Genomic DNA, 26,599 nt, shown 5'->3' with positions numbered 1-26,599 from the left:
ATGGCGAGAACAGGGTCTCACGATGCGGGTGATCGGCGTACCGTTGCCGTACCCACTCACACGAGCACGAGGCACGAGGGAGTCCGGCCATGACGCACGCCGAAGAGCGGACCGCGCCGCACGAGACCGCCGTCTACACCCACGGGCACCACGAGTCGGTGCTGCGGTCGCACACCTGGCGCACCGTGGAGAACTCCGCCGCCTACCTGATCCCCGAACTGCGGGCCGGGCTGGAGGTCCTGGACGTCGGGTGCGGGCCGGGCACCATCACCGCCGATCTGGCCGCGCGGGTCGCGCCGGGCCGGGTGACCGCGGTGGACGCGGCCGAGGACGTACTGGAGACGGCTCGCGCGACGGCGGCCGAACGGGGCGTGGAGAACGTCGCGTTCGCGGTCGCCGACGTCCACGCCCTGGACTTCCCCGACGACTCCTTCGACCTCGTCCACGCCCACCAGGTGCTGCAGCATGTCGGCGACCCGGTCCAGGCGCTGCGGGAGATGCGGCGGGTGTGCCGGCCGGGCGGCGTGGTCGCCGCCCGGGACAGCGACTACGGGGCGTTCACCTGGTTCCCCGAGCACCCGGGTCTGGACCGCTGGTCCGGCCTGTACCGGCAGGTGGCCCGCGCCAACGGCGGCGAACCCGACGCCGGGCGGCGGCTGTTCTCGTGGGCCCGCCGGGCGGGCTTCACCGAGGTGACCACCACCGCCGCCACCTGGTGTTTCGCCCAGCCCGACGAGCGGGCCTGGTGGAGCGGCCTGTGGGCGGACCGCACCACGCAGTCCTCGTACGCGCGGCTGGCCGTCGACGGCGGCCACGCGCGGCGGGAGGAGCTGGAGGAGATCGCCGGGGCGTGGCGGGCCTGGGGCGCCCAGGAGGACGCCTGGTTCATGGTGCCGCACGGCGAGATCCTGTGCCGCGTCTGACCGCGCCCCCCGCCCGGGCCGCCGCCCCGGCCACCGCCATGGCCCCGGCTCAGCTGGGGCGCATCCTGAACTCGTAGGCGTCCGGGAGCGGTTCGTCCGTGATCCGGGCCCACACCTCGCCGAGGACCTCCGCGCCCTCGCGCAGGTCGGCCACCTCGAAGCCCGCGTCGAACACGGCGCGGGCCTCGTCCTTCCGGCCCTCGGCCAGCAGCAGCCGCGCCTCCAGGAAGCGGAACGCGCCCCGGGCCCGGGTCTCGGCGGGCAGGCGCTCCAGGACGGCGCGGGCCCGCGCGGTGCCGCCGGTCTCCAGGAGCACGGTCACCGTCTCGCGCCCGAGGGCCGCCGTGACCAGCGGATCGCCCCCGTACTGCTGCTCGAACGCCTCCTCGTGGCGCTCGGCGGCCCGGCGCGGGTGGCCGCACTCCCGGTCGGCGACGGCCAGGCAGTACAGCAGCGGCCAGCGCACGGAGGCGTTCTTCAGGCCGCGTTCCCAGCTGCGTACCGCCTGGGCCAGGTCGCCCGCGGCCCACTGGGCGACGCCGAGGTGGTACTCGGTGGCCGGATCGGCCGGGGCGGTCTCCAGCATGTCCCGCCAGGCCCCCGACACCGGCGCGTGTCCGGCGGGCGCCGCCTCGGGCGCGGGCAGGGCACCCGTGCGGAGCAGGTGGACCCACGGCCGCTGCGCGTCGCCGAGCTGCTCCTCGGTGAACGGCGTGCCGGGCAACGTGTAGCCCCCGCGCAGGACTTCGAGCGCACCCCAGCCGGAGCCGGCGGCGAGCGGCGGGCCAGGCTCGGCGTCGGCGCCCCGCTCCCGCCACCGCGCGTACGCGGCCTCCACCTCGTCCCGGGGCAGCACCCGGCCGAGCTCCTCCTCGACACCGCCGGTGGCCTCGGTCCAGTCCGTGCCGTGGACGGCCGCCGGGTCGACGGAGAGCGGACCGTACACCTCCATCCAGGAGACCTCGGTCTCCGGTTCCAGGGTCGGGTGCTCCAGCTGGGTGCGGGCGAGTCCGGCCTGGATCTCGGCGTACCCGGGGGTGCCGGGTTCGGTCAGCCACTCCTGCCAGCGGCGCCCGCCGCGGCCCGAGCCCCACAGGAACAGCTTGCGGCCGCGCAGCCCGTCCGTGGAGGTCTGCACGAGTCCCGTGCCGCTCTCGTCGAGCGCGGCGATCCAGCGGCGCCGCCCGTCCGGCAGGTCGTAGAAGTAGTCGGCGGCGTGGGTGCTCCGCAGCGGGTACGTGTGGTCGGCGCCGTCCGGGGCGGCGGGCACCGGCACCCGGCGCAGGGCGCGCTCGTAGCCGTACTGCCAGGCCCGGTCGGCGGGGGCGAGGACGCGGCGGTCCTCGGGGACGGCGGTGTTGGACCACCAGTAGGTGGGGACGGCCCGCTCGTGCGGGTTGCGGATCCGGATCCCGACGCGCAGGTGCGCGGCCCCGGCCGGCAGCCACAGGTCGACCTGGAACGGCAGGTCGCGCAGCGGCTCCCACTCCCACAGCCGGAGCATCTCGCCGCCGTCGGGCGCGGGGACGGCCGCCGCGTGCAGCGGGGCGCAGGAGAGGGTGGTGTGGCCGCGGGCGCCGATGTTCCACTCGATGCCGCCGGAGTACCAGGCCCCGTTCAGGGCGAAGGCCGCGGGCTGGAACACCGGGTTGCGGTACAGCAGTTCGCGGCCGGCCGTCTTGTCGAACAGGGAGTGGACCCGGCCGCCGAGACCGGGCAGCACGGTGACCCGCAGCCGTTCGTTCTCGAGCACGAGCGCGTCGAGGTCCAGGGGCGTCCGCTCGCGCCCGTAGCCGTCCCGGACCGGGACGGGCAGCAGGGTGCGCAGCGGGGCGTGACCGAGTCGGCGGGCCATGTCGCGCGGGAGGGCGGCCCGGTCGTCGACCGCGGGGGCGGCGAAGCCGTCGAGGAGACGCAGGGCCGGGAGGGGGTTGTCCGGGCCCAACGGCGCCGCGGGCAGGGTGAGTACGGCACGTCGTACGGTCGTCATGACGCCCATGGAACACGCCGGAACCACCGCTGGCCAGAGGGTGGACAACACCCCGCCCGGGTGCCCGGAAATTCCGTTGCGGCGTACACCCGTCGCCGTAGGCTGGTCGCTTTGCGGTTGTTCCACCGAGGAGGCAGGGCATGGGCACGCAGCACACCTACCGGGTGATCGTGCGCGGTACGTTCGACGGGCTGACCGACGAGAGCCGCGAGCGGCTGCTCGCCGAGGTCGACGAGCACGGGATGTCGGCGATGCAGTTCACCGAGGAGGGCTCCCTCGCCTACGACCGGACCCTGAAGCCCTTCTCGTACCGCCTGGTCGTCGTCTCCGAGGCGGCGGACGGCGACGAGATGGCGGGGGCGATCGCCGAGGACCGGGTGGAGAGCGCGCTGAAGGAGCGGGGGCTCGGCTTCCGCGGTCTGAAGTCCAAGGTCACCGACATGGACACGATGAAGATCAACTACAAGCGCTGAGCGTGGGGGCGGGCGCCCGTCGGACACCGCCGGGCGCCCGGACACCGCCGGGGGTCGCCGCCGTCACCGCCCGGACCGTCGCCGTCACCGCCGGGCCGTCGCCGTCACCGCCGGGCCGCCGTCACCCGGGCCGGGCAGACCTCGCCCTTCTTCACCACGCCCACCACCACCCTCCCCCGGGCGCGCCGGCGGCACCCCGGCGCGGGGTGCTGTGTGCAGACGCGCCAGTTCGGCGGCCACAGCACCCGCCGGTCGCCGCCGCCCACGTCGTGGACGTCGAGCCGGGTGCGCGGGTCGAGCGAGGTGAACACCCGCCACAGCCCCTTGCCCAGGAAGTCCGGCATCGGCGACCCGCCGGTGCCGCCCGCACCCGCCGCCTCCTCCGCCTCGGCCTCGGCCTCGGCCGCTGCCGCCGCCTCCGCCGAGCTGACGGCCATCGCGGCGAGCGCGAGCACGGCCCCCGCGCCCACGAGCGCCGCGCGCCTCACTTGCGCCTCCGGGCCGCCGCGTAATAGCCGCAGACCGCGCCGAGCAGCGTGGTGGCCAGCAGGGCCAGGTAGAGCGGCATGGAGACCTCGGGGATCAGCAGCCGGATCCGCACCTGCCGGGTGTTCTCGAAGATGAAGACGAGCAGCAGGACCAGGACCACCCCGATGGCGATCCGGCCGGGGGTGAGGACCCCGCCGGAGCGGGCCGCCCTTTCCGTGCTCGACGTACCCCTGGAACTCATCGCCGGCCCTCTCCTCCGTCGTCCGTCCCACCAGGATGGGCCGATTCACACCTCGGGGAGGCGGTGAACACGCCCGTCCGAGTGACTTGTCAGACAAGGTGGGGCGGCTACGGTAAGAGCGCAGGCGCAGGCAGACAGGCGGGCACGAGCACGAGGAGGATCCGTGGCAGCCGGCGGACAGCAGCGGCGACCGGTCGTCGCGCTCTACGAGCGGATCGCGGACGCCATCCACGAGGGCACCTACCCCCCGGGATCGACGCTCCCCTCCGAGCCCAAGCTGGCGGGCGAGCTCGGCGTGAGCCGGCCCGCCCTGCGCGAGGCGCTGCTGCTGCTCCAGGAGGACGGGCTGCTCACCGTGCGGCGCGGGGTGGGCCGGACGGTCAACGCGCACCCGCCCCGGCGCGGCTTCGAACACCTCCAGCCGCTGGAGGAGCTGCTCGGCGGGGCCGGCCCGCTGCGGGTGCGGGGGCTGCTGCGCTCCACGGAGGAGCCCACCGACTTCACCACCCAGCACCTGCTCGCCCCGGCCGGTTCCGAGCTGCGGTTCTGGGAGTCCGTGCTCACCGGGGAGGCGGGTCCGGCCGCGCTGAGCCACGAGTGGGCGGCGGCCGACGCGGTCCTGGAGAGGACCCATCCGGGCTTCGCGGAGGCCCTGCGCGCGGCGGGATCGCCGGAGCTCACCTCGATGCTGGCCGTCCTCGCCGGGGCCTCGCGCGGCCTCCAGCTCGCGGGGCACAGCGCCGTCACCGCGACCCTCCTCGGCCGCCGCAGGGGCGAGCAGCTCGGGCGCTCGGCGGACACCCCGGCGGTGCTGGTCACCCAGGTCGTACGGGTCGGGGAGACACCGGTGCTGGCGGCCAAGCACATGCTGCCGACGGGAGCCCCGGCGCTGCCGGTCCTCCAGTCGAACTGACCGGTGTCACCGGGGTCACATCCCGGCCCCGCCGCGGTGGCGTACACTTCCCGGCCATGCACTTGTCTGACAACCCTGCCGCCCCTGCCTCCGCCCCGGCCCCGACGCCGGTCTCCCCGGCGTCCGCCCCCGCCGTCGCCGACTGGATCCGCGAGGCTCCGAAGGCCGTCCTGCACGACCACCTCGACGGCGGCCTGCGCCCGGCCACGATCATCGAACTGGCCCGGTCCTGCGGCTACACCGCGCTCCCCACCGAGGACCCGGCGGAGCTCGCCGAGTGGTTCCGGGACGCCGCCGACTCCGGTTCGCTGGAGCGGTACCTGGAGACCTTCGCCCACACCTGCGCGGTGATGCAGACCCGCGAGGCCCTGGAGCGGATCGCGGCCGAGTGCGCCGAGGACCTGGCCGGGGACGGCGTCGTCTACGCCGAGATCCGGTACGCCCCCGAGCAGCACCTGGAGGGCGGGCTGACCCTCGACGAGGTGGTCGAGGCCGTGAACGAGGGCTTCCGCGAGGGCGAGCGCCGCACCGGCGGCCGGATCACCGTCCGCACCCTGCTCACCGGCATGCGGCACACCGACCGCTCGCTGGAGATCGCCCGGCTCACCGTCGCGCACCGGGACCGGGGCGTGGCGGGCTTCGACATCGCCGGCGGCGAGATCGGCAACCCGCCGGCCCGCCACCTCCCCGCCTTCCAGCACCTGAAGCGCGAGAACTGCCACTTCACCATCCACGCGGGCGAGGCCGTCGGCGCGGAGTCGATCCACGAGGCCGTGCAGGTCTGCGGCACCGAGCGGATCGGCCACGGCGTGCGGATCACCGACGACATCGCCGAGGACGGCACGCTCGGCCGGCTCGCCTCGTACGTGCGGGACAACGCCATCGCCCTGGAGGTCTGCCCGACCTCCAACCTGCAGACCGGCGCCGCGAAGGACTACGCCTCGCACCCGATCGACGAGCTGCGCCGGCTGGGCTTCCGGATCACCCTGAACACGGACAACCGGCTGGTCTCCGGCACCACCATGAGCGAGGAGTTCCAGCACATGGCGGACGCCTTCGGCTACGGCCCGGAGGTCTTCGAGGAGTTCACGGTCGCCGCCCTGGAGGCCGCGTTCCTGCCGCTGCCGGAGCGCCGTCGCCTGATCGACGAGCTGGTCCGGCCCGGGTACGCGGCCCTGACGGCGCGCTAGCCGCTACTCCACCCGCCCCCGCACCAGGGGCAGCTCCAGCGCCCCCGGCTCCCCGGGGGCGCTGGAGACGGTCACGGGCTTGATCCCCCGGTTGCCGAAGTACGCGGTGTCGCTGGCCGCGATCGCGAACTCCAGCCGGTGGCCGGTCTCGTAGCGGTGCACGATGCCGGGGAGTTCGACCGTGAACGGCCGGGTGACGTCCGGTACGCGGACCGGGGCGACCAGCCGGTTGACCAGGGTCCGGGTGCCGTCCGGGGCGACGTCGTACAGCTTGGCGAAGAGCACCAGCTTGTCGGCGGCGTCGCCGGAGTCCTGGACGCGCTCGGTCCACGGCGACTCGACCCGGAGCGTCGCGCGCGGCGCGCCGACGAGGTCGACGGGGGCGGTGAGCGGGGCGCTGCGCCAGCCGAGGTAGGTGCCCGGGAGGTCGTACGGGGCGGGGTCGGGCAGTCCGACCAGACCGGCGATCGAGGACTCGGAATGGCTGGTCGGCAGCGGCCAGTTGAGGTACGAGCGGGAGCCGCGGGCCACCTTGGACGGGGCGTCGACCAGCGTGCCGTCGCCGGAGAGGTACAGCGTCTGGCTGAGCGCGGGCACGGCGGCGGCGGTGCCGTAGCCGCCCTGCCAGTCTCGGTAGTAGGCGAACGCGGGCCCGGTGTCGGCCGTCCGGTCGTCGCGCAGGTGCCGGTCGAACCAGCCGAGGATCCGCCGGCCGACGTAGCTGCTCTCCAGGTCCCCCTGCCCGAGGTCGAGTTCGCCGGGCCTCCGGCCGCCGCTGTGGCCCCAGGACTGCCAGATCATCCGCGTGTCGACGCCCCGGGCCGCCAGCCGCTCGTAGGTGGCGCGGGCCTCGTTGAGGTTGAACAGGCTGTCGGCCTGGCCCTGGACGATCAGCGTGGGGGCCTTGACCCGGTCGAGGTAGGAGACCGGGGAGACGCCGCGGGCGAAGTCGAGCACCTTCCTGGTCTCGGCGTCCGGGTAGGAGCCGGAGTTGAGCAGCCGGACCGTGTCACAGGCGTCGGTGACGAAGTGCAGGCAGCTCAGGGAGTTGATCCGGCTGGGGTCGAGCGAGGGCACGAGCAGCGGCTGGCCCTCGCCCATCAGGTAGAAGGCGTTGGCCCACTGCCATTTGAAGACGCCGGGGGTGGCGCGGTCGGCGCCGTTGGGGGCGAGGGAGTAGGCCAGGTCGTTCCAGGTGATGAGAGGGACGAGCGCGTCGAGGCGGGGGTCCACGGAGGCGGTGGCGAGCTGGACGGCGCCGCCGTAGGAGCCGCCGATCATGCCGACGCGGGGGTCGCCCGTGCCGTCCTGGGTGACGAAGTCGGCTCGGGTGCCGTCGTCGGCGGCCCGGCCGCCGGCCAGGAAGTCGACCAGCCGGGTGGCGGCCCGGCCGTCCGCGCGCGGGTCGTCGAGGGAGATCAGGCAGCCGGTGCGACCGAAGCCGAGACCGGAGTAGACGAGCGCGACGTAGCCGTGGGAGGCGACGGCCCTGCCGATGGCGTCGGTGGTGCCGTCGGCCTTGCTGCCGCCGAAGCCGTTGGTGGCGAGGACGGCCGGGGCGGGGTGGGCGGCGTCGACACCGGCGGGCCGGTAGAGGTCGGCGTCCACGGCGCAACGCCGGCCGCCCGCCTCGACGGTGAAGCTCAGCGGGGTCACCGTGTACGGGCCGGGCCCGGCGCCCTGCGCGGGGGCGGCGAGCGCGAGGGGCGCGGCGAGCGCGGCCCCGGCCGTGAGCGTCGCGAGCAGGTTTCGGGAGCGGGGCAGGGCACGGGACACGGGGACCTCCACACCGAGGGCGCACGAGGTGCCCACCTGTCGGCAGACACCGATCCGCGCCCATCGTGTGACAGGCGTCACTGGGCCGTCAACGCGCCGGGCGGGGCTTGTTGACGGATGTTCAGCGACGGGCCGTGCGCCCGCGCGCCGGTCAGCGCAGGGCCGGCACCTCCAGCGTGAGCGTTCCCGCCTCCGCGTCCAGCACCCCGGGAATCCCGAACGGCACGGTCGGCGCGCTCGCCTCGTGCCCGAAGCCCATCCGCTCGACGACGGGGACCCCGAGCCCGCCGAGCCGGTCGGCGAGCACCGCGCGCACCTCCTCGTACGGACCGCACTCCTCCCAGGACCCGAGCCCGATCCCGGCGACCCCGTCCAGCCAGCCGGAGCGCAGCAGTTGGGTGAGGATCCGGTCCAGCCGGTACGGCTCCTCCCCCACGTCCTCCAGGAGCAGCAGCCCGCCGCGGGCGGAGGGCCGGGCCTGCGGGGTGCCGAGCTCGGCCGCGAGCAGGCTGACGCAGCCGCCGAGGGTGACGCCGCGGGCCCGGCCCGGCACCAGGGCGCCGGCCGTCGCCGTGGCGAGGGTGCGGACCGACTCGGGCTCGAAGAGGGTGGCCCGCAGGGACGCGCGGGTGTGCGGGTCCTGGAGGAAGGCGGCGGCCGCGACCATCGGGCCGTGCAGGGTGACGAGGCCGAGCCGGGTGGCGAAGGCCTCGTGGAGGGCGGTGACGTCGCTGTATCCGACGAGGACCTTCGGGCCGGCGGCCCGCATCGCCGTCCAGTCGACGAGCTCGACGGTCCGCTGGGCGCCGTAGCCGCCGCGGGCGCAGAACACGGCGGAGACGTCCGGGTCGCACCACGCCTCGGTGAGGTCGCGCGCGCGGTCCTCGTCCGTCCCCGCGAGGTAGCCGAGGTCCGGGTGGGTGTCGAGGACGTGCGGGGCCACGACCGGGTCGAGGTCCCAGCCGCGGAGGATGTCGAGGCCGGCCCGGAGCCGGTCCTCCGGGATGGGGCCGCTGGGCGCGACGACGGCCACCCGGGCACCGGGGCGCAGCCGGGGCGGCCGGGTGAGCGCGGGCACCGGTCCGCTCGCGGGCGGGCCGGCGGGCGGCGTCGTGGCGGTGGTGGCGGTCACGTGCGGAACTCCAGGTGGGGGACGTCCGTCCGCTCGATGCCGAAGGTCCTCGTGTAGAGCGCGAGTTCGGCTTCGAGGGCGCGGATCATGGTGTCGGCCCTGCGGAAGCCGTGCCCCTCGCCCTCGAAGGCGAGGTAGGCGTGCGGGACGCCCCGGCCGGCCATCCGGGCGAGGAAGCGCTCGGCCTGCGCGGGCGGGCAGATGGGGTCGTCGAGCCCCTGGAGCAGCACGAAGGGTGCGGTGATCTTCTCGACGTGTTCCAGCGGGGAGCGTTCGCGGTACCGGTCGGGCACCTCGTCGAGCGGGCCGATCAGCGAGTGCAGGTACTGCGACTCGAAGTCGTGGGTCTCCTCGGTGCCCCAGCCGGTCAGGTCCAGGACGGGGTAGATGATCGTGCCGCAGGCGTAGACGTCGCTCTGCGCGAGGGAGGCGGCGCTGGTCCAGCCGCCGGCGCTGCCGCCGCGGATCGCGAGGCGGTCCGGGTCGGCCGTGCCCTCGTCGGCCAGCGCGCGGGCGACGGCGGCGCAGTCCTCCACGTCGACCACGCCCCACTGCTCGCGCAGCCGTTCGCGGTACTCCCGGCCGTAGCCGGTGGAGCCGCCGTAGTTGACCTCGGCGACGCCGATGCCCCGGGAGGTGAAGTAGGCGATCTCCAGGTCGAGGACGAGCGGGGAGTGCCCGGTGGGACCTCCGTGCGCCCACACCACGAAGGGCGGGAGCTCGGTGTCGGGCGCGGTCCGGTCGGGGCTGTGCGGCGGGTGGACGTGGGCGTGGATCTCCCGGCCGCCGGGTCCGGTGAAGACCCGGCTGCGAGGCTCGGGGTAGTAGGCGGGGTCGACCGGGTCGGTGTGCGGGGCGCCGATGACCCGGGCCCGGCCGGTACGGGTGTCCAGCTCGACGACCTCGGCGCCGCTGCGGGGGCCGGCGGCGACGCCGACGACCCGGGTGCCGTGGACGGCGAGGGTGGCGGCCCATTCGGTCCAGGGGCCGGCGGCGTCGACGAGTTCGCCGCTGCCGGGATCGAGTATGCCGAGGGCGTTGGCGCCCTTGCCGTGGACGACGGCGATCAGGCCGTTCTCCAGGGGCGCGAACCAGCTCCGGCCCAGCGTCCAGAGCGGTCCGCCGAACTCCTCGGGGCGCGGGGTGAGCGCGACCGGGGCGCCGTCCGCGCCGGTGCGGTAGAGGTTCCACCAGCCGGTGCGGTCGCTGAGGTGGAGCAGCTGTCCGTCGGCGGTCCAGCCGACCTGGGGCACCGACTCCTCGGGGCCGCCCGCGACGGTGCGGGTGTCGTGGAAGGTGCCGTCGTCGGCGACCCGGGCGAGCTGGACCTCGGTGCCGTCCCACGGCATCCGGGGGTGGTCCCAGGCGATCCAGGCGGCCTGCCGGCCGTCCGGCGAGAGGCGCGGTGCGGTGACGAACCGGTGCCGCCCGTCGGACAGTTCGCGCACCCGGCCGCGGTCCTCGGCGGCGGAGCCGTCCAGCGGCACGGCGGCGATCACCCGGCGCACGTCGGTCGGCGCGGGCCCGGTGAACTCCTCCAGGACGCACCACACCTCGCCCCGGTCGGCGTGGACGACGGGGTCGGCCCAACGCAGTCCGCCGCCGGTCGCCGAGACCGGGGTGAGCGGCCGGGGCTCGGTGCCCGGTGCCGCGTCCGGCTCGTGGGCGTAGAGGCGCTGGTCGGGGAAGTGGCAGAAGACGAGGAGCGGCGAGCCGTCGGGCCGCACCGTGCCGGCCCAGGGCTGCCCGCCGTACTCGATGACCCGGGTCCGCACGTTCCACGGCGCGGGCAGGACGGATTCCTCCGTGCCGTCGGGGCGGCGCCGCACCAGCGCGCGGCGGCCTCCCTCGGTGGGGCGCGGCGCGGTCCACCACACGTCGTCGCCGACCACCCCGACATGGTCGGGGCGCCCGTCGTGTGCGGCGGCGAGCGCGGCGCCGATGGGTGACGGCCAGCTGCCGTAGGCGGCCGTGGATACCATCTCGATCCCCCCTGGGTGGAAACGTGAGAACGGTCGGGTGTCACCACCGCGGCGGGCCGCCGCGATGGTCAGGCGGACCGCAGATAGCGGTCCAGGACGCGGACGCCGAAGTGGAGCGCGTCGACGGGGACGCGTTCGTCGACGCCGTGGAAGAGCGCCCCGTAGTCGAGCTCCGGGGGCAGCTTCAGCGGCGAGAAGCCGTAGCCGGTGATGCCGAGGCGGGAGAACTGCTTGGCGTCGGTGCCGCCCGACATGGAGAAGGGGACGACGCGCCCGGTCGGGTCGACGTGCTCGACGGCGGCGCGCAGCTTGGCGAAGGTCGGCGAGTCGACGGGGGCCTCCAGCGGCACCTCGCGGTGGTGGAACTCCCACGCGACGTCCGGGCCGGTGAGCCGGTCCATGGTCGCGACGAACTCCTCCTCGCCGCCCGGCAGCATCCGCCCGTCGACGTAGGCCACGGCGTGGCCCGGGATCACGTTCACCTTGTAGCCGGCGTCCAGCATCGTGGGGTTGGCGCTGTTGCGGACGATGGGCTCGACCAGGGCGGCGGCCGGGCCCAGCTTCTTCAGGAGCAGGTCGACGTCGAAGTCGGGGGCGTCGACGTCGACGTCGATGCCGTACACCGCGGCCAGCTCGGTGAGCGAGGCCCTGACCGTCCGGGTGAGCCGGACGGGCCAGGTGTGGGCGCCGATGCGGGCGACGGCCTCGGCGAGGCGGGTGACCGCGTTGGCCGTGTTGACCTTGGAGCCGTGGCCCGCCCGGCCGCGGGCGGTGAGCTTGATCCAGGCGGTGCCGCGCTCGCCCGCGGCGATCGGGTAGAGGGTCGTGCGGGGGTCCGGGTGGAAGCTGAAGGCGCCGGACTCGCTGATGCCCTCCGTGCAGCCCTCGAAGAGGCCGGGGTGCCGCTCGGCGAGGAACTCGGAGCCGTCCTCGGCGCTGGCCTCCTCGTCGGCGGTGTAGGCGACGACGATGTCACGGCGGGGCCGGAAGCCCTCGCGGGCCCAGGAGCGGACGACGGCGAGCACCATCGCGTCCATGTTCTTCATGTCGACGGCGCCGCGCCCCCACACGACGCCGTCGCGGATCTCGCCGGAGAAGGGGTGGACGGTCCAGTCGGCGGCCTCGGCCGGCACGACGTCCAGGTGCCCGTGGACCAGCAGGGCCTCGGCGGTGGGGTCGGTGCCGGGGATGCGGGCGACGACGTTGGTACGGCCCGGGGTCCGCTCCAGCAGGGCCGGTTCGAGGCCGGCGCCGGCGAGCCGCTCCGCCACGTACTCGGCGGCGGGCCGCTCGCGGCAGTCGCCGCCGCCGCGGTTGGTGGTGTCGATCCTGATCAGCTCGGAGGTGAAGGTGACCACCTCGTCGAGCGCCGTCGCGTCCGGGCCCCGGACCTCCTCAGCCATACTGCTCCTCCACTGCGGCGGAGACGATGGTCGTGACCGCCTTGAACGTGCGAATCGCCTCGTACATCGTCTCGCTGGTGTAGGCGGTCCTGCGTTCGCCACTCCGCTCGGCGCCGGGGACCACCGTGGCGGCGGCGGCCAGGTGCTCCGCGTCGAACTCCAGCTCCACGGTGAACGGCCCGCCGACGACCGGTTCGCGCCGCACGGCGAGCGCGGCCGCGGCCTTCGCCGCCGCGCGGATGTCGGCGGCCGTCCTGGTGGGGGTGCGGCAGACCGCCGCGTACCGCGAGACGTGGTCCTTGACGGCGACCTTGTGCGCCTCCGGCGCGTACCCCAGCGCGTCCTCGCAGGTCAGGTCGTCGCCGGTGACCAGGACGACGGGGACTCCGTACTCGGCGACCACGTGCGCGTTGAGCAGGCCCTCGCTGGCGCGCACCCCGTTGAGCCAGACGCCGGTGATGGAGTTGGCGAGGTAGGTGTGGGCGAGGACGCCCTCGGCCCCGGCGCCGGTGTGGTAGCCGACGAAGGCGATGCCGTCGACGTCGCCGTGCTGGACGCCCTCGACCATGGAGAGCGACTTGTGGCGCCCGGTGAGCATCTCGGCCCGCTCGTCGAGCCGCTCCAGGAGCAGATTGCGCATGCTCCAGTGCGCCTCGTTGATCAGCACCTCGTCGGCGCCGCCGTCGAAGAATCCGAGCACCGCCGCGTTCACGTCCGAGGTGAACAGGGAGCGGCATCTCTCCCACTGGGGAGTCCCGGGCAGCACGTCGGCGGGCCAGGTCACACCGGTGGCGCCTTCCATGTCGGCGCTGATCAGGATCTTCATGTCTGGCACCGTACGCGCCGACCGGCGGAGCCGACCACCCCTGTGGAAAAGTGTCGGAGGCGTGGACCACTGGCGGTGTTGATTCGGGCGAATCCGTTCATCTCGTACGTATAGGCTGACGGGCGCAGTTTTCTCGCCCCGCAGACCCCAGGAGACCCCTCGGTGACCACCTCGCTCGCTCCGTCCGAGACCCCCGCCGACCTCACGACCGACGTCGCGGCCGACCTCACGACCGACGTCGAGGCCGATGTCGCGACCGACCTCACGACCGACATCGAGGAGGCCCCCGTCGTCCTCGACACCGGTGAGTGGGTCGAGCCCGCCGCTGAGGCCGTCGCCGAGGCCGTCGTCCGGGACGCCCACGACTTCGGCGTGTACGCGCGGACGGGCGGCTGGGCGTTCGCGCTCAAGGTGGCGCGGAGCGTGCGGCCGGGCGGTCAGGCCGCCGAGGGCACCGAGAAGGTGTCGGCGAAGGCGTTCGCCGAGCTCGCCGGCTGCTCCCCCGAGCGGGTCATGCGCTACTACAAGGCCTGGGACATGGCCGCGGACGACGCCCTCGTGCCGCAGTTCGAGGCGCTGGCGCCCGGCCAGGAGGTCGAGCTGCCCGAGGCCGACGTCTGGCTCTCGTACTACTCCTCCCGCTCCAGCGCGACCTCGGTCCGCGGCCACGCGATCAGCGCGGCGGCCGAGGCCGAGGGCATCAAGCCGACCAAGGCGCTGGAGGTGGCCGAGAACCCGACCGCGCTGCGTGCGGCCATCCTCGCCGACCCCGGTACGGCCGAGGCGGCGCGCGGCGCGCTGCTCGACCGGATGAAGGAGGACCCGGCGCTGCAGACCGAGATGGCCCGGGCGATCGCCCGCACCGGCGACCTGAAGAAGGCGGTGGCGCAGGAGGCGAAGGCGGCCGACCGGATCGAGTACGTCCGGCAGATCGCCGAGGGCGGGCAGATCAGGACGCCCGCGGGACAGACCGTCGCCGCCCCGGCGGAGCTGCGCGCGGAGGCCGAGCGGCACCTGTCGCTCATCGACGAGCTGGACGACTCGGAGGAGGCCGGCGAGTGGGCCGGCGAGGCCTACGACACGGTGAAGTCGCTGGTCGTCCAGGCCGTGGAGGCGGACCCGGCGCTGCGGGTGCAGGAGCGCCGCACGAAGTTCTACAGCAGCCTGCAGAAGGCGACGAAGGTCTTCGAGGAGCTGACCCTGGACGAGGTCCTGGAGGAGGACGTCGTCGAGGAGGACATGCTCCAGCGCCTTGAGGCGCTCCAGGAGGCGATCGGCGCCTGCATCAGCGCGATCCGCAAGGCGACCACCGCCTCCTGATCCGTACGGGCCGGCCCGGGCGACCGGTCCGGCCCGCGGTCCCGCCGGTCCGGTCAGTCCTCGTGGCCGAGCTGGAGGTCGCGCTCGGTGCGCCCGCCGCCCGCGACCTGGAGGACGGTGGCGACCGGCGGGTATCCGGCGGCGATGACCGTGTACTCGCCGGAGGACAGGTCGACGAAGCGGAAGGTCCCATCGGGACCGGTGGTGAGGGTGTCGACGACGTTGCCGGCGGCGTCGAGCAGGGTCACCCGGGCGTCCTCGACGGGCCGCCCGCCGCCCGCCCGCACCGTGCCGCGCAGCACCGCGCCGCCGGCCAGCTCGATGTCCTGGCGGGTCTCGCGGGAGGCCTGGACGCTCACCGGGAGGGCGGCGGGCCGGAAGGCGGGGGCGCTCGCGGCCAGGGTGTACTCGCCGGCGACCAGCTCCCCGATGACGTAGCCGCCCTCGCGCCCGCTGCGGGTGGAGGCGACGACCTCGCCGCGGACGTCGGTGAGGGTGACGGCGGCGTCCCGTACCGGGGTGCCGTCGGCGGTGACCACGGCACCGGCGAGCCGCCCGGCGCCGCCGAGGACGACGTCGAGGTCGACCGGGCGCTCCCCGACGGTGACGGAGACGGCCTGCGGCTGGTGTCCGCCGGCCGCCGCGATCAGGACGTACGCGCCGGGGCCGGGCACGCTCAGCGCGTACCGTCCGTCGTCGCCGCTCGCGCCGCGGCCGACCTGGCGGCCCTGGACGTCGATGAGCGTGAGGGCGGCGCGGGGCACGCAGCTGCCGTCGTGGTGCTGGACGGTGCCGCAGACGGGCACCCCCGCGAGCAGCGGGGCGGGGGCGCCGGTGGGCACGCCGGGCCGGGCGTGCGGGACGGCGGAGACCGGGGCGGGCGCGGGGGCGGTGGCGGGCAGGGGGACCTCGGTGGCGGGGGTGTGGTGGGACACCAGCGGTTTCTCCTTGAGGAAGAAGGCGAGGACGAGGCCGAGCACGAGGACCGGCACGAGGTAGAGGAAGATCCGGGGCATCGCGTCGGCGTACGCCTGGACGAAGGCGTCGCGCAGGGCGGGCGGCAGCGCGTGGACCACCTGCGGGGTGATCGAGTCGGCGGGCGGCAGCGCGGCGGCGCCGTCCTCGGGGAGCCGCTCGGCGAGGGCGGAGTCGAGGCGGGAGGCGAAGAGGGTGCCGAACACGGCGGCGCCGACGCTGCCGCCGATCTGCCGGAAGTAGGTGTGGGCGCTGGTGGCGGTGCCCAGGTCGGCGGGGCGCACGGAGTTCTGCACGGCGAGCACGAGGACCGGCATGACGAGGCCGATGCCGAGGCCGAGGACGGCCTGCCAGAGGCTCTGCTGGAGGCGGGGCGTGTCGGTGTCCAGGCGGGAGAGCAGCCACATGCCGAGGGTGGCGACGGCGCCGCCGAGCACGGGGTAGACCTTGTAGCGGCCGGTGCGGCTGATGAGCTGGCCGGAGACGACGGAGGCGACGACGATGCCTCCCATCAGCGGCAGCATGAGCAGGCCGGACTCGGTGGCGGAGGCGCCCTCGACCATCTGCAGGAAGGTCGGCAGATAGCTGGCGGCACCGAAGAGGGCGATGCCGACGACCGTGCCGACGAGGCTGGTGACGGTGAAGACGGAGTCGCGGAACAGGCGCAGCGGGATGAGCGGTTCGGGCGCGAGGCGCTCGACGACGAGGAAGAGGGCGGCGGCCGCGACGGCGCCGCAGCCGAGGCCGAGGATGACCCCGGAGTCCCAGGCGTGGCGGGTGCCGCCCCAGCTGGTCAGCAGGACCAGACAGGTGGAGGAGGCGGCCAGCAGCAGGGCGCCGAGGACGTCGAAGCGGGCCCGGACGGCGGGCTTGGGCAGTTTCAGGACGACGGCGACGACGGCGAGGGTGACCAGGCCGAAGGGCACGTTGAAGTAGAAGCACCAGCGCCAGGAGACGTGGTCGGTGAAGAAGCCGCCGAGCAGCGGTCCGGCGACGGAGGCGAGCCCGAAGGCGGCGCCGATGAGGCCCATGTAGCGGCCGCGTTCCCGGGAGGGGACGATGTCGGCGATGATCGCCTGGACGCCGATCATCAGGCCGCCGGCGCCGGCGCCCTGGAGGGCGCGGAAGGCGATGAGCTGGTCCATGCTGCGCGACCAGCCGGCCAGTCCCGAGCCGATCACGAAGACGACGATGGCGAAGAGGAACACGCCCTTGCGGCCGAGGAGGTCGCCGAGCTTCCCGTAGACGGGCAGGCCGATGGTGGCGGTGAGCAGGTAGGCGGTGATCGCCCAGGACATCCGGTCCAGGCCCTGGAGTTCGCCGACGATCTTCGGCAGGGCGGTGGCGACGATCATCTGCTCCAGCGCGGCGAGCAGCAGCGCGAGCATGAGGCCGCAGAAGACGAGCCGGACCCGTCGCGGGTCGAGGGCGACCGGCGCTCCGGGCGGCGGCGGGGCCTGGCCGACGGGCCGGTCCTCGACGGGCAGCGGGACCGTTTCCCCGGCCTCCTGGGCGGCCTGGGCGGCTTCGGTTCCTCGGGCGTGCTTCGCCAGCGTGATCGCACCCACGTGCTGCTCCCCTCGTCACGGCGTCTGCGCGCGTCATTCTTCGCATTGCGCGCGAAGCGGGAGCAAGTCGGGCGGTACGGGAGGAGGGTGGGCCACCGGGCCCCGAACACCCCTCGGGGGCGGCGCACTTGGGGCGCTCATCAGGGCGTTTACGAGGCTCCCCGCGACCCCTGGGCGCGCCGGGCGCTCTTGTGGGGGCCGCGGGGAAACCACTCGAATCGGTGACGGACCGGGGCGTTACTTCTCCGATCCGTTTCCCGAGGCTACTTCTCTACTTCTTCTCCACCTCGGCGGCCAGCTTGGCCAGCACGGCGTCGTAGATGCGCCCGAGGCCCTTGGGCGCGAAGGTCCGCTCGAAGAAGCCGCCGATGCCGCCGGCGCCGTTCCAGACGGTGCTGACGACGACCTTCGAGCCGCCCTCGCCGGCCGGGGTCACGGTCCAGGTGGTGACCATGGAGGAGTTGCGGTCCTTCTCGACCAGCTGTCCGTCGGTGGGCTCGGCGACCTCCAGGAGGCAGTCGCGGACGCGCTTGCTGGTGGCCTGCAGCTTCCAGTGGACGAGGGTGCCCTGCCCGTCGCCGCCCTCGCGCACCTCGTACTCGCTGAAGTGCTCGGGGAGCAGCTTCGCGCGCGTGCCGCTGTAGTCGGCCAGGGCATCGAACACCGTCTCCGCGTCGGCGGCGATGATCCGCTCCGTCGTGGCCTCGACCTGCGCCATGGGACTTCCTCCAGCTTGAACTCTCGGGGATGTGCGCCAAGCCAACCACCTGCGCGCCGGGGCGCGAAATCCGGGCGGCAGCTCCGGGCCGCGGAGTTCGTCGTCAGGGACGATCAGCGTCTCCGGCTCGCCGACATTGCGCCGGCGGCGCTGTCGTCCGCCTCCTCCAGGACCACGTGTGCGCCGGCCATGGTCAGTCCTCCAGCGCTGGGCGTGTGGGCTTGGGCTTGTGCGTACGCACGCGCCCTGGGCCGGCTGCTGTGCCGCCCTCACTGGCGCTCTTCCTACGGTGGCACCAGGTGCACAGCAACCGCCGGTTGTCGTCACTGTGGTCATCGCCAGGGATGACGTGCCCTACGCTGTGCCCTCATCGCGGGGCCCACGGGAGGGGCTGCGCTCATCGGGGTGGGGATCATGAACAACCGTGTCCGGTGGGTCATCAACGCTGCCGCCATGGGGGCGTCTGTTGCCCTTCTGGCAGCCTGCGGCGCCTCACCCAAGGTCGAGACTCGGGCGCCTACTACGACGCACTCTGCAGCCCCGCCGGCGGCCACGCCCAAGTCGGCCTCACCGTCCTCCGCGGCACCGAAGGTGGCGGAGCTGAAGATCGGCGAGACAGGTCGATTCGAAGACATGGAGCCGAACCCCGACGCCACAGACTCCGCACCGAACACGACCTTCGAGGTGAAGGCCGTCAGCGCGAAGTACGCGACGCCGGCAGAGGTCGGAACAACCCATAGGCCGAAGCTCGGCCAGTACCTCGTCCTCACCCTCGCCGTGAAGAACGTCGGCGCCAAGGACGGCCGCTTCAGCAGCCACGGCATGATGAAGTGGGAGAACGAAGGGACGGCTGCACAGGAGGCCACGACGCTGGAATCCGTCGGCGGCCCCGAGCTTGACACGACATACAAGCCGGGTCAGTCCGTTACGGGGAAGCTCGTGCTCGACGTCGGCGGGAAGGGCGGCCTCGTGAGCTACTTCGACGGCATGACGGACGTGCCGTCGCTCGTCGTGTCGCTGCCCTCCTCCTGACTTTGTCGGGACGGCTGGATTCGAACCAGCGACTCCCCGGCCCCAAGCCGGGTGCTCTGACCTCTGAACTACGTCCCGTTGCACGCATGTTGCTTCTGCTACTCTGGGGTGTACGCCCTCAACTCCCCTGTTGGAGGGTCTGTGCCTGCACTACGGCGCGCACTCAGAGCGACATTCCGTCGCCCTCAGGCTCCATAGAGCCTGTCGCGCGTCTCACCCATCGCTACGGCGTTTCGCCGTACCGCGATTCGGTGTACTCGCACGCAGACCTAGCAGGAGGACGACTTCATGGCTACCACTCAGGCGACGCCCCAGGCTTGCACTCACCCGGGCCGTGACCTGGCGATCGTTGCGCTCAGCGCTGCCCTTGTCGGCCTCTTCGCCTTCACGGTGGTGACGCTGCTGAACGGCACCCCGCTGGGCGCACTGAAGGCCGGCAGCGGCGCCTTCGCTACCGTTGCCGGGTTTGGGCTCGCGCTGCTGCAGCACCTTAAGCGGAACCAGTAGGCCTGCTTGAAGGGGCGGTCTCATGACGAGGCCGCCCCTTCCGCATGTGTGCCGCACGAGGGATTCGAACCCCCGACCTCCTGATCCTGGATCAGGCGCCTCTACCAGTTGGGCTACTGCGGCACGACGTCGGCCGGCTGTGCCGGATGCCTTCGGAGAGACGGCCGTACGTCAGTGGGATCAGTGGACGTGCACCATCTTGGGCCCGGTGATCAGCACGGGCTTAGCGACTTGCATCCCCCGTCCGGACCGTGAGGCCCGGGTGCCGGCAGCCGCGGACCTCATCCCGCTGCCTCTGACGCCCGGATCCTGGTCCGCTTGCACGGTCCCCGCACCCGTCAGCCACAGCCGCGCCGGTCCCGGAGGAGAGTACGGGGAGCACAGGAGCGGCACCGGCCGTCGAGAGGGAGCGGGGAGCCGTGCCAGTCGCCGGCTCCGCCTGATCGACTTGGTGTGCCGGAACCAGGAGCTCATCCGGCAGGCCGCCGAGGTGACGGAGGTCGGCGTGTCCGTCTCCGTCGGCTTCACCGACCGCGAGCTGTGGCGCACGATCGAGCCCGGCAGCCCCTCCCCCGAGCGGCGCCTCGGCGTCGTGCGCGCCTTCGCCGGGCACGGCATCGACTGCGGGGTCCTGATGGCCCCGGTCGTGCCCTTCCTGGGCGACCGGCCCGAGCAGCTGCACGACACGGTCCGCGCCATCGCCGAGGCGGGCGCCGGCTCCGTCACCCCGCTCGTGCTCCCTCTGCGGCCCGGCGCCCGCGAGTGGTTCTTCGGCCGGCTGCGGCACCACCACCCGGCACTGGTGAGGCGCTACGAGCGGATGTACGCGGCCGGGGCCTACGCGCCGACCTGGTACCAGCGCCGGATCACCCGTCAGGTGCACGAAATGGGCGCCGAGTTCGGCACCGGTCCCACCCGCCGGGGCTCCCCGCGCCGCATCCCGGTCCCCGACCACCACGCTCCCCCGGCGGCGGCCGAACAGCTGCCCCCGCTCCGAATCGCCGCACCGGAGCCGCCGGAACGTCCGCTGATCGGGTCAACTCTGACCGGAAGCGGTCCTTCCGGACCGGGTTCTGGGCACGGACGCCGTATGACACCACGCGCAGGAACGCTGATCGCCGTTGGGGCTCTGGTCGCCGGGACGGTCACCGTCCTGCCCGCATCCGCCTCGGCCACCACCCCCGGCGGGACGGCGCCGGCCCCCCGCCCCGCCGCCCCGCTCCGCTGGTCCGGCTGCGCCACCGCGGCGTACCCGAGGCTCCAGTGCGCCACCCTGAAGGTGCCCCTGGACCACGACCGGCCCACCGGGCGGACGATCACGCTGGCCCTCACCCGGGTCGCGCACACGGCCACGACCTACCAGGGGCCGCTGCTCGTCAACCCCGGCGGCCCGGGCGGCAGCGGGCGCGGGATGGCCGGGTACGTGGCGGCCGCCCTGAAGCCGGAGGTGGCGGCCCAGTACGACGTCATCGGCTTCGACCCGCGCGGCGTCGGCAGGAGCGAGCCCGCCCTGGACTGCCGGCCCGGCCACTTCGCCCCCGTCCGGCCGGACTCCGTCCCGCGCGGCGCCGACGAGGAGCGGGCCGGCGTCGAGCGCGCCCAGGCCTTCGCCAAGGCCTGCGGCGACAAGTACGCCGACGTCCTGCCGTACATCGACACCGTCTCCACCGCCAAGGACCTCGACGCCATCCGCGCGGCGCTCGGCGCGCCGAAGCTCAACTACCTGGGCTACTCCTACGGCACCTACCTGGGCGCCGTGTACGCCCGCCTGTTCCCCGAGCGGGTCCGGCGCATGGCCCTGGACTCCGTCGTCAACCCGCACGGCGTCTGGTACGAGGACAACCTGGCGCAGGACTACGCCTTCGACACCCGGCACAAGGACTTCACCGCCTGGGTGGCCCGCAACGACGCCACGTACCGGCTCGGCACCGACCCCGGGGAGGTCGACGCGGCCTGGTACCGGATGCGCGAGGAGCTGCGCACCACTCCGGCCGGCGGCCGGGTCGGGCCGGGGGAGCTGGAGGACACCTTCCTGCCGGGCGGCTACTACGACGGCTACTGGCCGCGGCTCGCGGGCGCGTTCGCCGCGTACGTCAACGACGCCGACCCCGCCCCGCTGGTGAAGGCGTACGAGGCGCTCGGCGCCGCGGACGCCGCGACGGACAACGGCTACTCGGTCTACACGAGCGTCCAGTGCCGCGACGCCGCCTGGCCGCGCGACTGGAACGTCTGGCGCAAGGACAACTGGGAGGCGCACACCAAGGCGCCGTTCTCCACCTGGAACAACGCCTGGTACAACGCGCCCTGCGCGTTCTGGCCGGTCGCGTCGCTGACCCCGCCGGACGTCACCAACGACCGGCTGCCCCCGGTGCTGATCCTCCAGGCGACCGAGGACGCGGCCACCCCGTACGAGGGCGGGGTAGCCCTGCACCGGATGCTGAGCGGCTCCTCTCTGGTGGTCGACCAGGGCGGCGGCAACCACGGGGTGACCCTGGCCGGCAACGCCTGCCTGGACACCCATCTCGACACGTACCTCGCCACCGGGACGGTGCCGCGCGGCGCGGCCGGTTCGGAGGCGGACGCGGTCTGCGAGACGCTCCCCGAGCCGGAGCCCGCGAAGGCCGACGCGGCCCGCGGGGACGCCCCGACGGCGGGCACCGCGCTGCACGGGCTGCTCGGCCACGAGCAGTGAGCGGGCGCCTGATCCGGACCCGGCCGGGCGGCGGGTCCGCCGCCCGGGCTACGGGGATCCCGGGGTGCCCGTCGGGACGGCCGGTCTCGGGCAGGCGACCGCGCCGCGCTTGACCGACAGGCTCAGCCGCGGGGCGGTCAAGCGGACCGGGGATCCGCATGTCCTGCGCGGTGCCGGTGATCGCGTCGAACTTGGCGTAGCGGGCCTGGATGCCGAAGCGGTGCCGCGGGCTGTCCAGCGGGTTGACGACATAGCCGCCCGAGGTGTCCTTCACGGTCCTCACGTCCGCCCGGCCGACCTCCCCGCCGCCCGCCCGGCCGACCATCCCGTCACCCGACCACCCGCCGCCCCGCGCCCCGCCCCTACCCCTCCAACCGCCCCAGCGCCTCCCGCGCCGCTCCCCCGAGTCGCGGGTGCGGCAGCGCCGCCTCCAGGACGTCGCGGGCGCGCGCGTCGGCGAGCGTGCCGAGACCCTCCACGCACGCGAGGCCGACCCGCCAGTGCGGGTCGCCGGCCGCCAGCCGTCGCTCCAGGACCGCGACCAGCGCGGGCACGCTCTCCGGGGCCCGCAGCTCGGCGAGCAGCCGGACCGGCAACAGGGCGTAGGCGACCCGCAGTTCGTTGGTGGCGAGCGCGGCGGCGGCGCGCGCGGTGCGCGGGTCGCCGAGCCGGGTCAGGGCGTAGGCGGCGGAGACGCAGCGCTCGGGGTCGCGATGGTTGAGGAGGAGGACCAGCGCCTCGAAGGAGCGTGGATCACCGGCGAGGCCGAGCCGGAAGGCCGCGATCTCACGGGCCCAGAGCGGCTGTCCGGGGGCGGTGAGCGCCTCGTGCAGCCGCTCCGCCCCGAGTGGCCCGGCGAGTTCCTCGAATGCGGCGGGGAGGGCGCCTTCCGCATTCTCGATCTCTTCCCTCAATCGATCGATCATCGAGCAGAATTCGGGATCCTCGGCGCTGTTCATGAATCGGACCATGAATCGGAGCCTATCCGCGATCCAGATCACATCTTCCTCAACTTCCCGGGGCTGGCGCGCTCGTTACCGGCCGGTTAGTCTCAGGTGAGCGGGTCACCCCCCGCACTTCTCACGACGGCCTGGTGACGCAGCCTTCGTGAGCGCTTGTCGGTTCGGCAGTTTCGACGTGGCTCCGGGACAGGGTCCGTCTCCTCTCTTCTTTTACGTGCGCCCTCGCGCGCCTTCCTCCGGCATTCCGCGTGCCTTTCCGCGCGGTTTTCGCCGCACTGCCTTCAGTCGTCACTCTTCCTCCCAGGAGTCCCCTGATGGACACCCCTCTCTCCACCATCGCCGTCGTCGGTCTCGGCACCATGGGCACCGGCATCGCCGACGTCCTCGCCCGGGCCGGCCGTACGGTCATCGGCATCGACATCAGCGAGAACGCCGCCGCCAAGGCCGTCGCCGCCCTGGAGGCCTCCACGGCCCGCGCCGTCGACCGGGGCCGGATCACCCAGGAGGAGCGACAGGACGTCCTGGCCCGTTTCCGCACCTTCTCCGACCTCGGCGCCGCCGCCGACGCCGACCTCGTCATCGAGGTCGTCCCCGAGTCGTACGAGACGAAGCAGGAGGTGTTCCGGGCCCTGGACGGCATCGTCCGGCCCGGCACGATCCTCGCCACCGGCACCAACGCGCTCTCCGTCACCCGGCTCGCCGCCGACTCCGCCCACCCCGAGCGGGTCCTCGGACTGCACTTCTTCACCCCGGTCCAGGCGATGAAGCTGGTCGAGGTGGTCTCCTCGGTGCTGACCGCCCCGCAGGCCGTCGACGCCGTGACCGTCCTCGCGCAGGAGCTCGGCAAGGAGCCCGTCGCGGTCGGCGACCGGCCCGGCTTCGTCGCCGACGGGCTGCTCTTCGGCTACCTCAACCAGGCCGCCGCGATGTACGAGGCCAAGTACGCCTCCCGCGAGGACATCGACGCGGCCATGCGGCTCGGCTGCGGTCTCCCGATGGGCCCGCTGGCGCTGCTCGACCTGATCGGCGTCGACACCGCCCGTACCGTCCTGGAGGCGATGTACGCCTCCTCGCAGGACCGGCTGCACGCCCCCGCCCCGATCCTCAAGCAGCTCAGCGAGGCGGGCCTGACCGGCCGCAAGTCCGGCCGCGGCTTCTACACCTACGCCGCCCCCGGCTCCGCCGAGGTGGTCCACGACGCGCTGACCCCGGCGGACGCCGCCGCCACGGGCGAGAGCCGTGAGGTCCGGTCGGTGGGCGTGGCCGGTTCCGGCACCATGGCCTCCGGCATCGCCGAGGTCTTCGCCAAGGCCGGCTACGACGTCGTCCTCGCCGCCCGCTCGCAGGAGAAGGCGGACACCGCGAAGGCCCGCATCGCCAAGTCCCTGGCCCGCTCCGTGGACAAGGGCCGGATGACGGGCGAGGCGCGCGACGAGACGCTGGCCCGGATCGTCGCGGCCGGCTCGCTGGACGCCTTCGCCGAGGTCGACCTCGCGGTCGAGGCGGTCGCCGAGGACCTGGAGATCAAGCAGGAGCTCTTCGCCCGCCTGGACAAGATCTGCAAGCCGGGCGCGGTGCTCGCCACCACGACCTCCTCGCTGCCGGTCGTCGCCTGCGCCCGCGCCACCTCGCGCCCGCAGGACGTCATCGGGATGCACTTCTTCAACCCGGCGCCCGCGATGAAGCTGGTCGAGATCGTCCGTACCGTCCTGACGGCCGACGACGTCCACGCCACCGTCCGCGAGGTCACCACGAAGATCCGGAAGCACCCGGTGGACTGCGGCGACCGGGCCGGCTTCATCGTGAACGCGCTGCTCTTCCCGTACCTGAACAACGCGATCAAGATGGTCCAGGAGCACTACGCGACCCTGGACGACATCGACGCCGCCATGAAGCTGGGCGGCGGCTACCCGATGGGGCCCTTCGAGCTCCTCGACGTGGTCGGTCTGGACGTGTCGCTCGCCATCGAGCAGGTGCTGCACCGCGAGTTCCGCGACCCCGGCCTCGCCCCGGCGCCGCTCCTGGAGCACCTGGTGGCCGCGGGCTGCCTGGGCCGCAAGACCGGGCGCGGCTTCCGCGAATATGCCCGCCGCTGAGGCCCCTACCGAGGCGTACGGGCAGTGGGGAGGGCTGCTGAGCCCCTCCGGCACCACCGGTGCCGGGTCCGGCTCCCCTCCCCCACCTGGGCACACTCCCGCTCCGATGCAGTACGTTCGGGACATGTCCAAGGCCGCGAAGACACCCCGTGCCACGTCCACGCCCGACGCTCAGGAGAGCGCGGCGGGGACCCGAGCCGCCGCGCAGCGGCTCAAGATGCGCCGGGAGCTCGCGACCGCGGCCATGGAGCTCTTCGCGACCAAGGGGTACGAGGCCACCACGGTCGACGAGATCGCCGCGGCGGCGGGGGTGGCCCGGCGGACCTTCTTCCGTCACTTCCGCTCCAAGGAAGAGGCGATCTTCCCGGACCACGACGACACCCTGGTGCGCGCCGAGGCGGTCCTGAACGCGGCCCCGCCGCACGAGCACCCGCTCGACACGGTGTGCCGGGGCATCAAGGAAGTCATGAAGATGTACGCCGGTTCGCCCGCGGTCTCCGTGGAGCGCTACCGGCTGACCCGCGAGGTGCCGACCCTGCGGGAGCGCGAGATCGCCTCGGTGGCCCGTTACGAGCGCCTGTTCACGCGCTATCTGCTCGGGCACTTCGACGAGCGCGACCACCACGACGGCAACGACGACCCGCTGCTCGCCGAGGTGGCCGCCTCCGCGGTGGTCACCGCCCACAACCACGTGCTGCGGCGCTGGCTGCGGGCGGGCGGGCAGGGCGACGTGGAGACGCAGCTCGACCACGCCTTCGCGATCGTGCGGGAGACCTTCGGCACGGGCATAGGCGCGGGCCGTCCCACGACGTCGGCGGGGACGCCGGTGGCCTCCCCGGCCGCCGAGCCGGTGCCGGCCGCGGCCGTCTCCGCGGCGGGTGACGTGGTCATCGCCGTCGCCCGGACGGACGCGCCGCTCGACGAGGTCATGCGGACCATCCAGAAGGCACTCAAGCAGGGCTGAGCGCCCTCCAGGGGCCTCTCGGGGCCTCTCCGGCACCCTCACTCATGGGCCGTTCCCGGTTTTCCGGGGGCGGCCCATGTCGCGTTTGCGCAGCTCAGCCGGGTTTTCGATCGATCATCGCTCATCCGTGACCACCAGATTGCATCTGAGTGAAATTGTTGGCACGCAGTGCCTTGTCACGTGACACGGCGTGCCATACGTTGATGTTGTCCGGGCGGTCGGCCCGCCGAGAAACTCCTCGCGCGCCGGCTGTCCCCACGAGCGATCCCGCTCGTGCGTCCGGGCGCCTGCGTCACAGGCATCCCTCGCGCCACACCCGGCGCCGCCACCGCACCACCGAGCCGAACCGACGGCACACCTCCACAGCACCCACCCCGACGAAACCCTCAGCGCGTCCCCCTCGGACGCCGCACCGCCGGAGGCATCC

At 73.8% G+C, this 26,599-nt stretch carries 21 protein-coding genes and 2 tRNA genes; 10 read left to right on the top strand and 13 right to left on the bottom strand.

Annotation, left to right across the window (positions count from 1 at the left end):
* Positions 1-89: 89 nt before the first annotated feature.
* Complete coding sequence (locus tag AB0Q96_RS10540) at positions 90-923, top strand: methyltransferase domain-containing protein (protein WP_365323745.1); 834 nt, start codon at positions 90-92, stop codon at positions 921-923.
* 49 nt (positions 924-972) lie between these two features.
* Here AB0Q96_RS10540 and AB0Q96_RS10535 read toward each other — a convergent pair whose 3' ends face one another.
* The gene (locus tag AB0Q96_RS10535; protein ID WP_365323743.1) at positions 973-2,922 is read right to left on the bottom strand and encodes a DUF5107 domain-containing protein; all 1,950 of its coding nucleotides are present in this window, start codon (positions 2,920-2,922) and stop codon (positions 973-975) included.
* 131 nt (positions 2,923-3,053) lie between these two features.
* Between AB0Q96_RS10535 and AB0Q96_RS10530 the strand changes: the two genes are divergently transcribed.
* Entirely contained in the window at positions 3,054-3,386 is a 333-nt protein-coding gene (locus AB0Q96_RS10530) for a DUF6204 family protein (RefSeq protein WP_365323741.1), read from the top strand.
* A gap of 104 nt (positions 3,387-3,490) precedes the next feature.
* On the opposite strand, the gene AB0Q96_RS10525 is transcribed toward AB0Q96_RS10530, so the two are convergent.
* Entirely contained in the window at positions 3,491-3,874 is a 384-nt protein-coding gene (locus tag AB0Q96_RS10525) for a hypothetical protein (RefSeq protein ID WP_365323740.1), read from the bottom strand.
* Positions 3,871-4,116 (bottom strand): DUF1049 domain-containing protein, encoded by a 246-nt coding sequence (locus AB0Q96_RS10520; protein WP_365323738.1) that lies wholly within the window; start codon positions 4,114-4,116, stop codon positions 3,871-3,873. Before AB0Q96_RS10520 ends, AB0Q96_RS10525 begins: the two co-directional genes overlap by 4 nt.
* Positions 4,117-4,279: 163 nt before the next feature.
* Here AB0Q96_RS10520 and AB0Q96_RS10515 point away from each other — a divergent pair, with 163 nt between their 5' ends.
* Together AB0Q96_RS10515 and AB0Q96_RS10510 are read left to right on the top strand one after the other, a co-directional pair.
* Positions 4,280-5,029 carry a GntR family transcriptional regulator gene (locus AB0Q96_RS10515; RefSeq protein WP_365323736.1) on the top strand — a complete coding sequence of 250 codons (750 nt, stop codon included), beginning with the start codon at positions 4,280-4,282 and terminating at the stop codon, positions 5,027-5,029.
* 56 nt (positions 5,030-5,085) lie between these two features.
* Positions 5,086-6,219: an adenosine deaminase gene (locus tag AB0Q96_RS10510; protein WP_365323734.1), complete on the top strand. Its 1,134-nt coding sequence runs from the start codon at positions 5,086-5,088 to the stop codon at positions 6,217-6,219.
* Positions 6,220-6,222: 3 nt separating this feature from the next.
* Here AB0Q96_RS10510 and AB0Q96_RS10505 read toward each other — a convergent pair whose 3' ends face one another.
* From AB0Q96_RS10505 to AB0Q96_RS10485, 5 genes are all read right to left on the bottom strand, one after another.
* Positions 6,223-7,995 (bottom strand): CocE/NonD family hydrolase, encoded by a 1,773-nt coding sequence (locus AB0Q96_RS10505; RefSeq protein ID WP_365323732.1) that lies wholly within the window; start codon positions 7,993-7,995, stop codon positions 6,223-6,225.
* A 151-nt stretch (positions 7,996-8,146) separates the two neighbouring features.
* Positions 8,147-9,073, bottom strand: coding sequence for an LD-carboxypeptidase (locus tag AB0Q96_RS10500; protein WP_365324056.1), 927 nt, complete (start codon positions 9,071-9,073; stop codon positions 8,147-8,149).
* Between the two features lie 50 nt (positions 9,074-9,123).
* On the bottom strand, positions 9,124-11,109 hold the full coding sequence (locus tag AB0Q96_RS10495) for a prolyl oligopeptidase family serine peptidase (protein WP_365323731.1): 1,986 nt from the start codon (positions 11,107-11,109) through the stop codon (positions 9,124-9,126).
* A 68-nt stretch (positions 11,110-11,177) separates the two neighbouring features.
* Positions 11,178-12,512 (bottom strand): M20/M25/M40 family metallo-hydrolase, encoded by a 1,335-nt coding sequence (locus AB0Q96_RS10490; RefSeq protein WP_365323729.1) that lies wholly within the window; start codon positions 12,510-12,512, stop codon positions 11,178-11,180.
* Positions 12,505-13,338, bottom strand: a complete 834-nt coding sequence (locus AB0Q96_RS10485; RefSeq protein ID WP_365323727.1) for a M55 family metallopeptidase — start codon at positions 13,336-13,338, stop codon at positions 12,505-12,507. Before AB0Q96_RS10485 ends, AB0Q96_RS10490 begins: the two co-directional genes overlap by 8 nt.
* 273 nt (positions 13,339-13,611) lie before the next feature.
* Here AB0Q96_RS10485 and AB0Q96_RS10480 point away from each other — a divergent pair, with 273 nt between their 5' ends.
* Positions 13,612-14,658 carry a hypothetical protein gene (locus AB0Q96_RS10480; RefSeq protein ID WP_365324054.1) on the top strand — a complete coding sequence of 349 codons (1,047 nt, stop codon included), beginning with the start codon at positions 13,612-13,614 and terminating at the stop codon, positions 14,656-14,658.
* Positions 14,659-14,711: 53 nt separating this feature from the next.
* Here AB0Q96_RS10480 and AB0Q96_RS10475 read toward each other — a convergent pair whose 3' ends face one another.
* Both AB0Q96_RS10475 and AB0Q96_RS10470 read right to left on the bottom strand, forming a co-directional pair.
* On the bottom strand, positions 14,712-17,120 hold the full coding sequence (locus AB0Q96_RS10475) for an MFS transporter (protein WP_365324052.1): 2,409 nt from the start codon (positions 17,118-17,120) through the stop codon (positions 14,712-14,714).
* 352 nt (positions 17,121-17,472) lie between these two features.
* On the bottom strand, positions 17,473-17,919 hold the full coding sequence (locus AB0Q96_RS10470; protein WP_365323725.1) for an SRPBCC family protein: 447 nt from the start codon (positions 17,917-17,919) through the stop codon (positions 17,473-17,475).
* A 414-nt stretch (positions 17,920-18,333) separates the two neighbouring features.
* Between AB0Q96_RS10470 and AB0Q96_RS10465 the strand changes: the two genes are divergently transcribed.
* Entirely contained in the window at positions 18,334-18,951 is a 618-nt protein-coding gene (locus tag AB0Q96_RS10465) for a DUF4352 domain-containing protein (RefSeq protein ID WP_365323723.1), read from the top strand.
* A 5-nt stretch (positions 18,952-18,956) separates the two neighbouring features.
* Here AB0Q96_RS10465 and AB0Q96_RS10460 read toward each other — a convergent pair.
* Positions 18,957-19,029: transfer RNA gene (locus AB0Q96_RS10460), tRNA-Pro, on the bottom strand.
* A gap of 210 nt (positions 19,030-19,239) precedes the next feature.
* Between AB0Q96_RS10460 and AB0Q96_RS10455 the strand changes: the two genes are divergently transcribed.
* Positions 19,240-19,458 (top strand): hypothetical protein, encoded by a 219-nt coding sequence (locus AB0Q96_RS10455; RefSeq protein ID WP_365323722.1) that lies wholly within the window; start codon positions 19,240-19,242, stop codon positions 19,456-19,458.
* Positions 19,459-19,507: 49 nt separating this feature from the next.
* Here AB0Q96_RS10455 and AB0Q96_RS10450 read toward each other — a convergent pair.
* A tRNA-Leu gene (locus tag AB0Q96_RS10450) sits at positions 19,508-19,581 on the bottom strand.
* Between the two features lie 967 nt (positions 19,582-20,548).
* Here AB0Q96_RS10450 and AB0Q96_RS10445 point away from each other — a divergent pair.
* Complete coding sequence (locus AB0Q96_RS10445; protein WP_365324050.1) at positions 20,549-22,150, top strand: alpha/beta hydrolase; 1,602 nt, start codon at positions 20,549-20,551, stop codon at positions 22,148-22,150.
* 362 nt (positions 22,151-22,512) lie between these two features.
* On the opposite strand, the gene AB0Q96_RS10440 is transcribed toward AB0Q96_RS10445, so the two are convergent.
* Positions 22,513-23,109: an adenylosuccinate lyase gene (locus tag AB0Q96_RS10440; RefSeq protein ID WP_365323720.1), complete on the bottom strand. Its 597-nt coding sequence runs from the start codon at positions 23,107-23,109 to the stop codon at positions 22,513-22,515.
* A gap of 317 nt (positions 23,110-23,426) precedes the next feature.
* Between AB0Q96_RS10440 and AB0Q96_RS10435 the strand changes: the two genes are divergently transcribed.
* Positions 23,427-25,208: a 3-hydroxybutyryl-CoA dehydrogenase gene (locus tag AB0Q96_RS10435; protein WP_365323718.1), complete on the top strand. Its 1,782-nt coding sequence runs from the start codon at positions 23,427-23,429 to the stop codon at positions 25,206-25,208.
* Positions 25,209-25,314: 106 nt separating this feature from the next.
* Entirely contained in the window at positions 25,315-26,172 is an 858-nt protein-coding gene (locus AB0Q96_RS10430) for a TetR family transcriptional regulator (protein ID WP_365323716.1), read from the top strand.
* Positions 26,173-26,599: the final 427 nt, after the last annotated feature.

The organism is Streptomyces sp. NPDC093111 (assembly GCF_040683955.1).
Classification (GTDB): Bacteria; Actinomycetota; Actinomycetes; order Streptomycetales; family Streptomycetaceae; genus Streptomyces.
Note: the sequence above shows the minus strand (reverse complement) of the source record. Positions and strands in the feature narration are given on the sequence as shown.

Bases quoted from the DNA above. Each gene is read 5' to 3' on its own strand.
- AB0Q96_RS10440 (WP_365323720.1), bottom strand. From the start codon at position 23,109: ATGAACAGCGCCGAGGATCCCGAATTCTGCTCGATGATCGATCGATTG.
- AB0Q96_RS10490 (WP_365323729.1), bottom strand. From the start codon at position 12,512: ATGGCTGAGGAGGTCCGGGGCCCGGACGCGACGGCGCTCGACGAGGTG.
- AB0Q96_RS10530 (WP_365323741.1), top strand. From the start codon at position 3,054: ATGGGCACGCAGCACACCTACCGGGTGATCGTGCGCGGTACGTTCGAC.
- AB0Q96_RS10465 (WP_365323723.1), top strand. From the start codon at position 18,334: ATGAACAACCGTGTCCGGTGGGTCATCAACGCTGCCGCCATGGGGGCG.
- AB0Q96_RS10445 (WP_365324050.1), top strand. From the start codon at position 20,549: ATGACACCACGCGCAGGAACGCTGATCGCCGTTGGGGCTCTGGTCGCC.
- AB0Q96_RS10470 (WP_365323725.1), bottom strand. From the start codon at position 17,919: ATGGCGCAGGTCGAGGCCACGACGGAGCGGATCATCGCCGCCGACGCG.
- AB0Q96_RS10430 (WP_365323716.1), top strand. From the start codon at position 25,315: ATGCAGTACGTTCGGGACATGTCCAAGGCCGCGAAGACACCCCGTGCC.
- AB0Q96_RS10455 (WP_365323722.1), top strand. From the start codon at position 19,240: ATGGCTACCACTCAGGCGACGCCCCAGGCTTGCACTCACCCGGGCCGT.
- AB0Q96_RS10520 (WP_365323738.1), bottom strand. From the start codon at position 4,116: ATGAGTTCCAGGGGTACGTCGAGCACGGAAAGGGCGGCCCGCTCCGGC.
- AB0Q96_RS10495 (WP_365323731.1), bottom strand. From the start codon at position 11,109: ATGGTATCCACGGCCGCCTACGGCAGCTGGCCGTCACCCATCGGCGCC.
- AB0Q96_RS10510 (WP_365323734.1), top strand. From the start codon at position 5,086: ATGCACTTGTCTGACAACCCTGCCGCCCCTGCCTCCGCCCCGGCCCCG.
- AB0Q96_RS10435 (WP_365323718.1), top strand. From the start codon at position 23,427: ATGGACACCCCTCTCTCCACCATCGCCGTCGTCGGTCTCGGCACCATG.
- AB0Q96_RS10485 (WP_365323727.1), bottom strand. From the start codon at position 13,338: ATGAAGATCCTGATCAGCGCCGACATGGAAGGCGCCACCGGTGTGACC.
- AB0Q96_RS10540 (WP_365323745.1), top strand. From the start codon at position 90: ATGACGCACGCCGAAGAGCGGACCGCGCCGCACGAGACCGCCGTCTAC.
- AB0Q96_RS10535 (WP_365323743.1), bottom strand. From the start codon at position 2,922: ATGGGCGTCATGACGACCGTACGACGTGCCGTACTCACCCTGCCCGCG.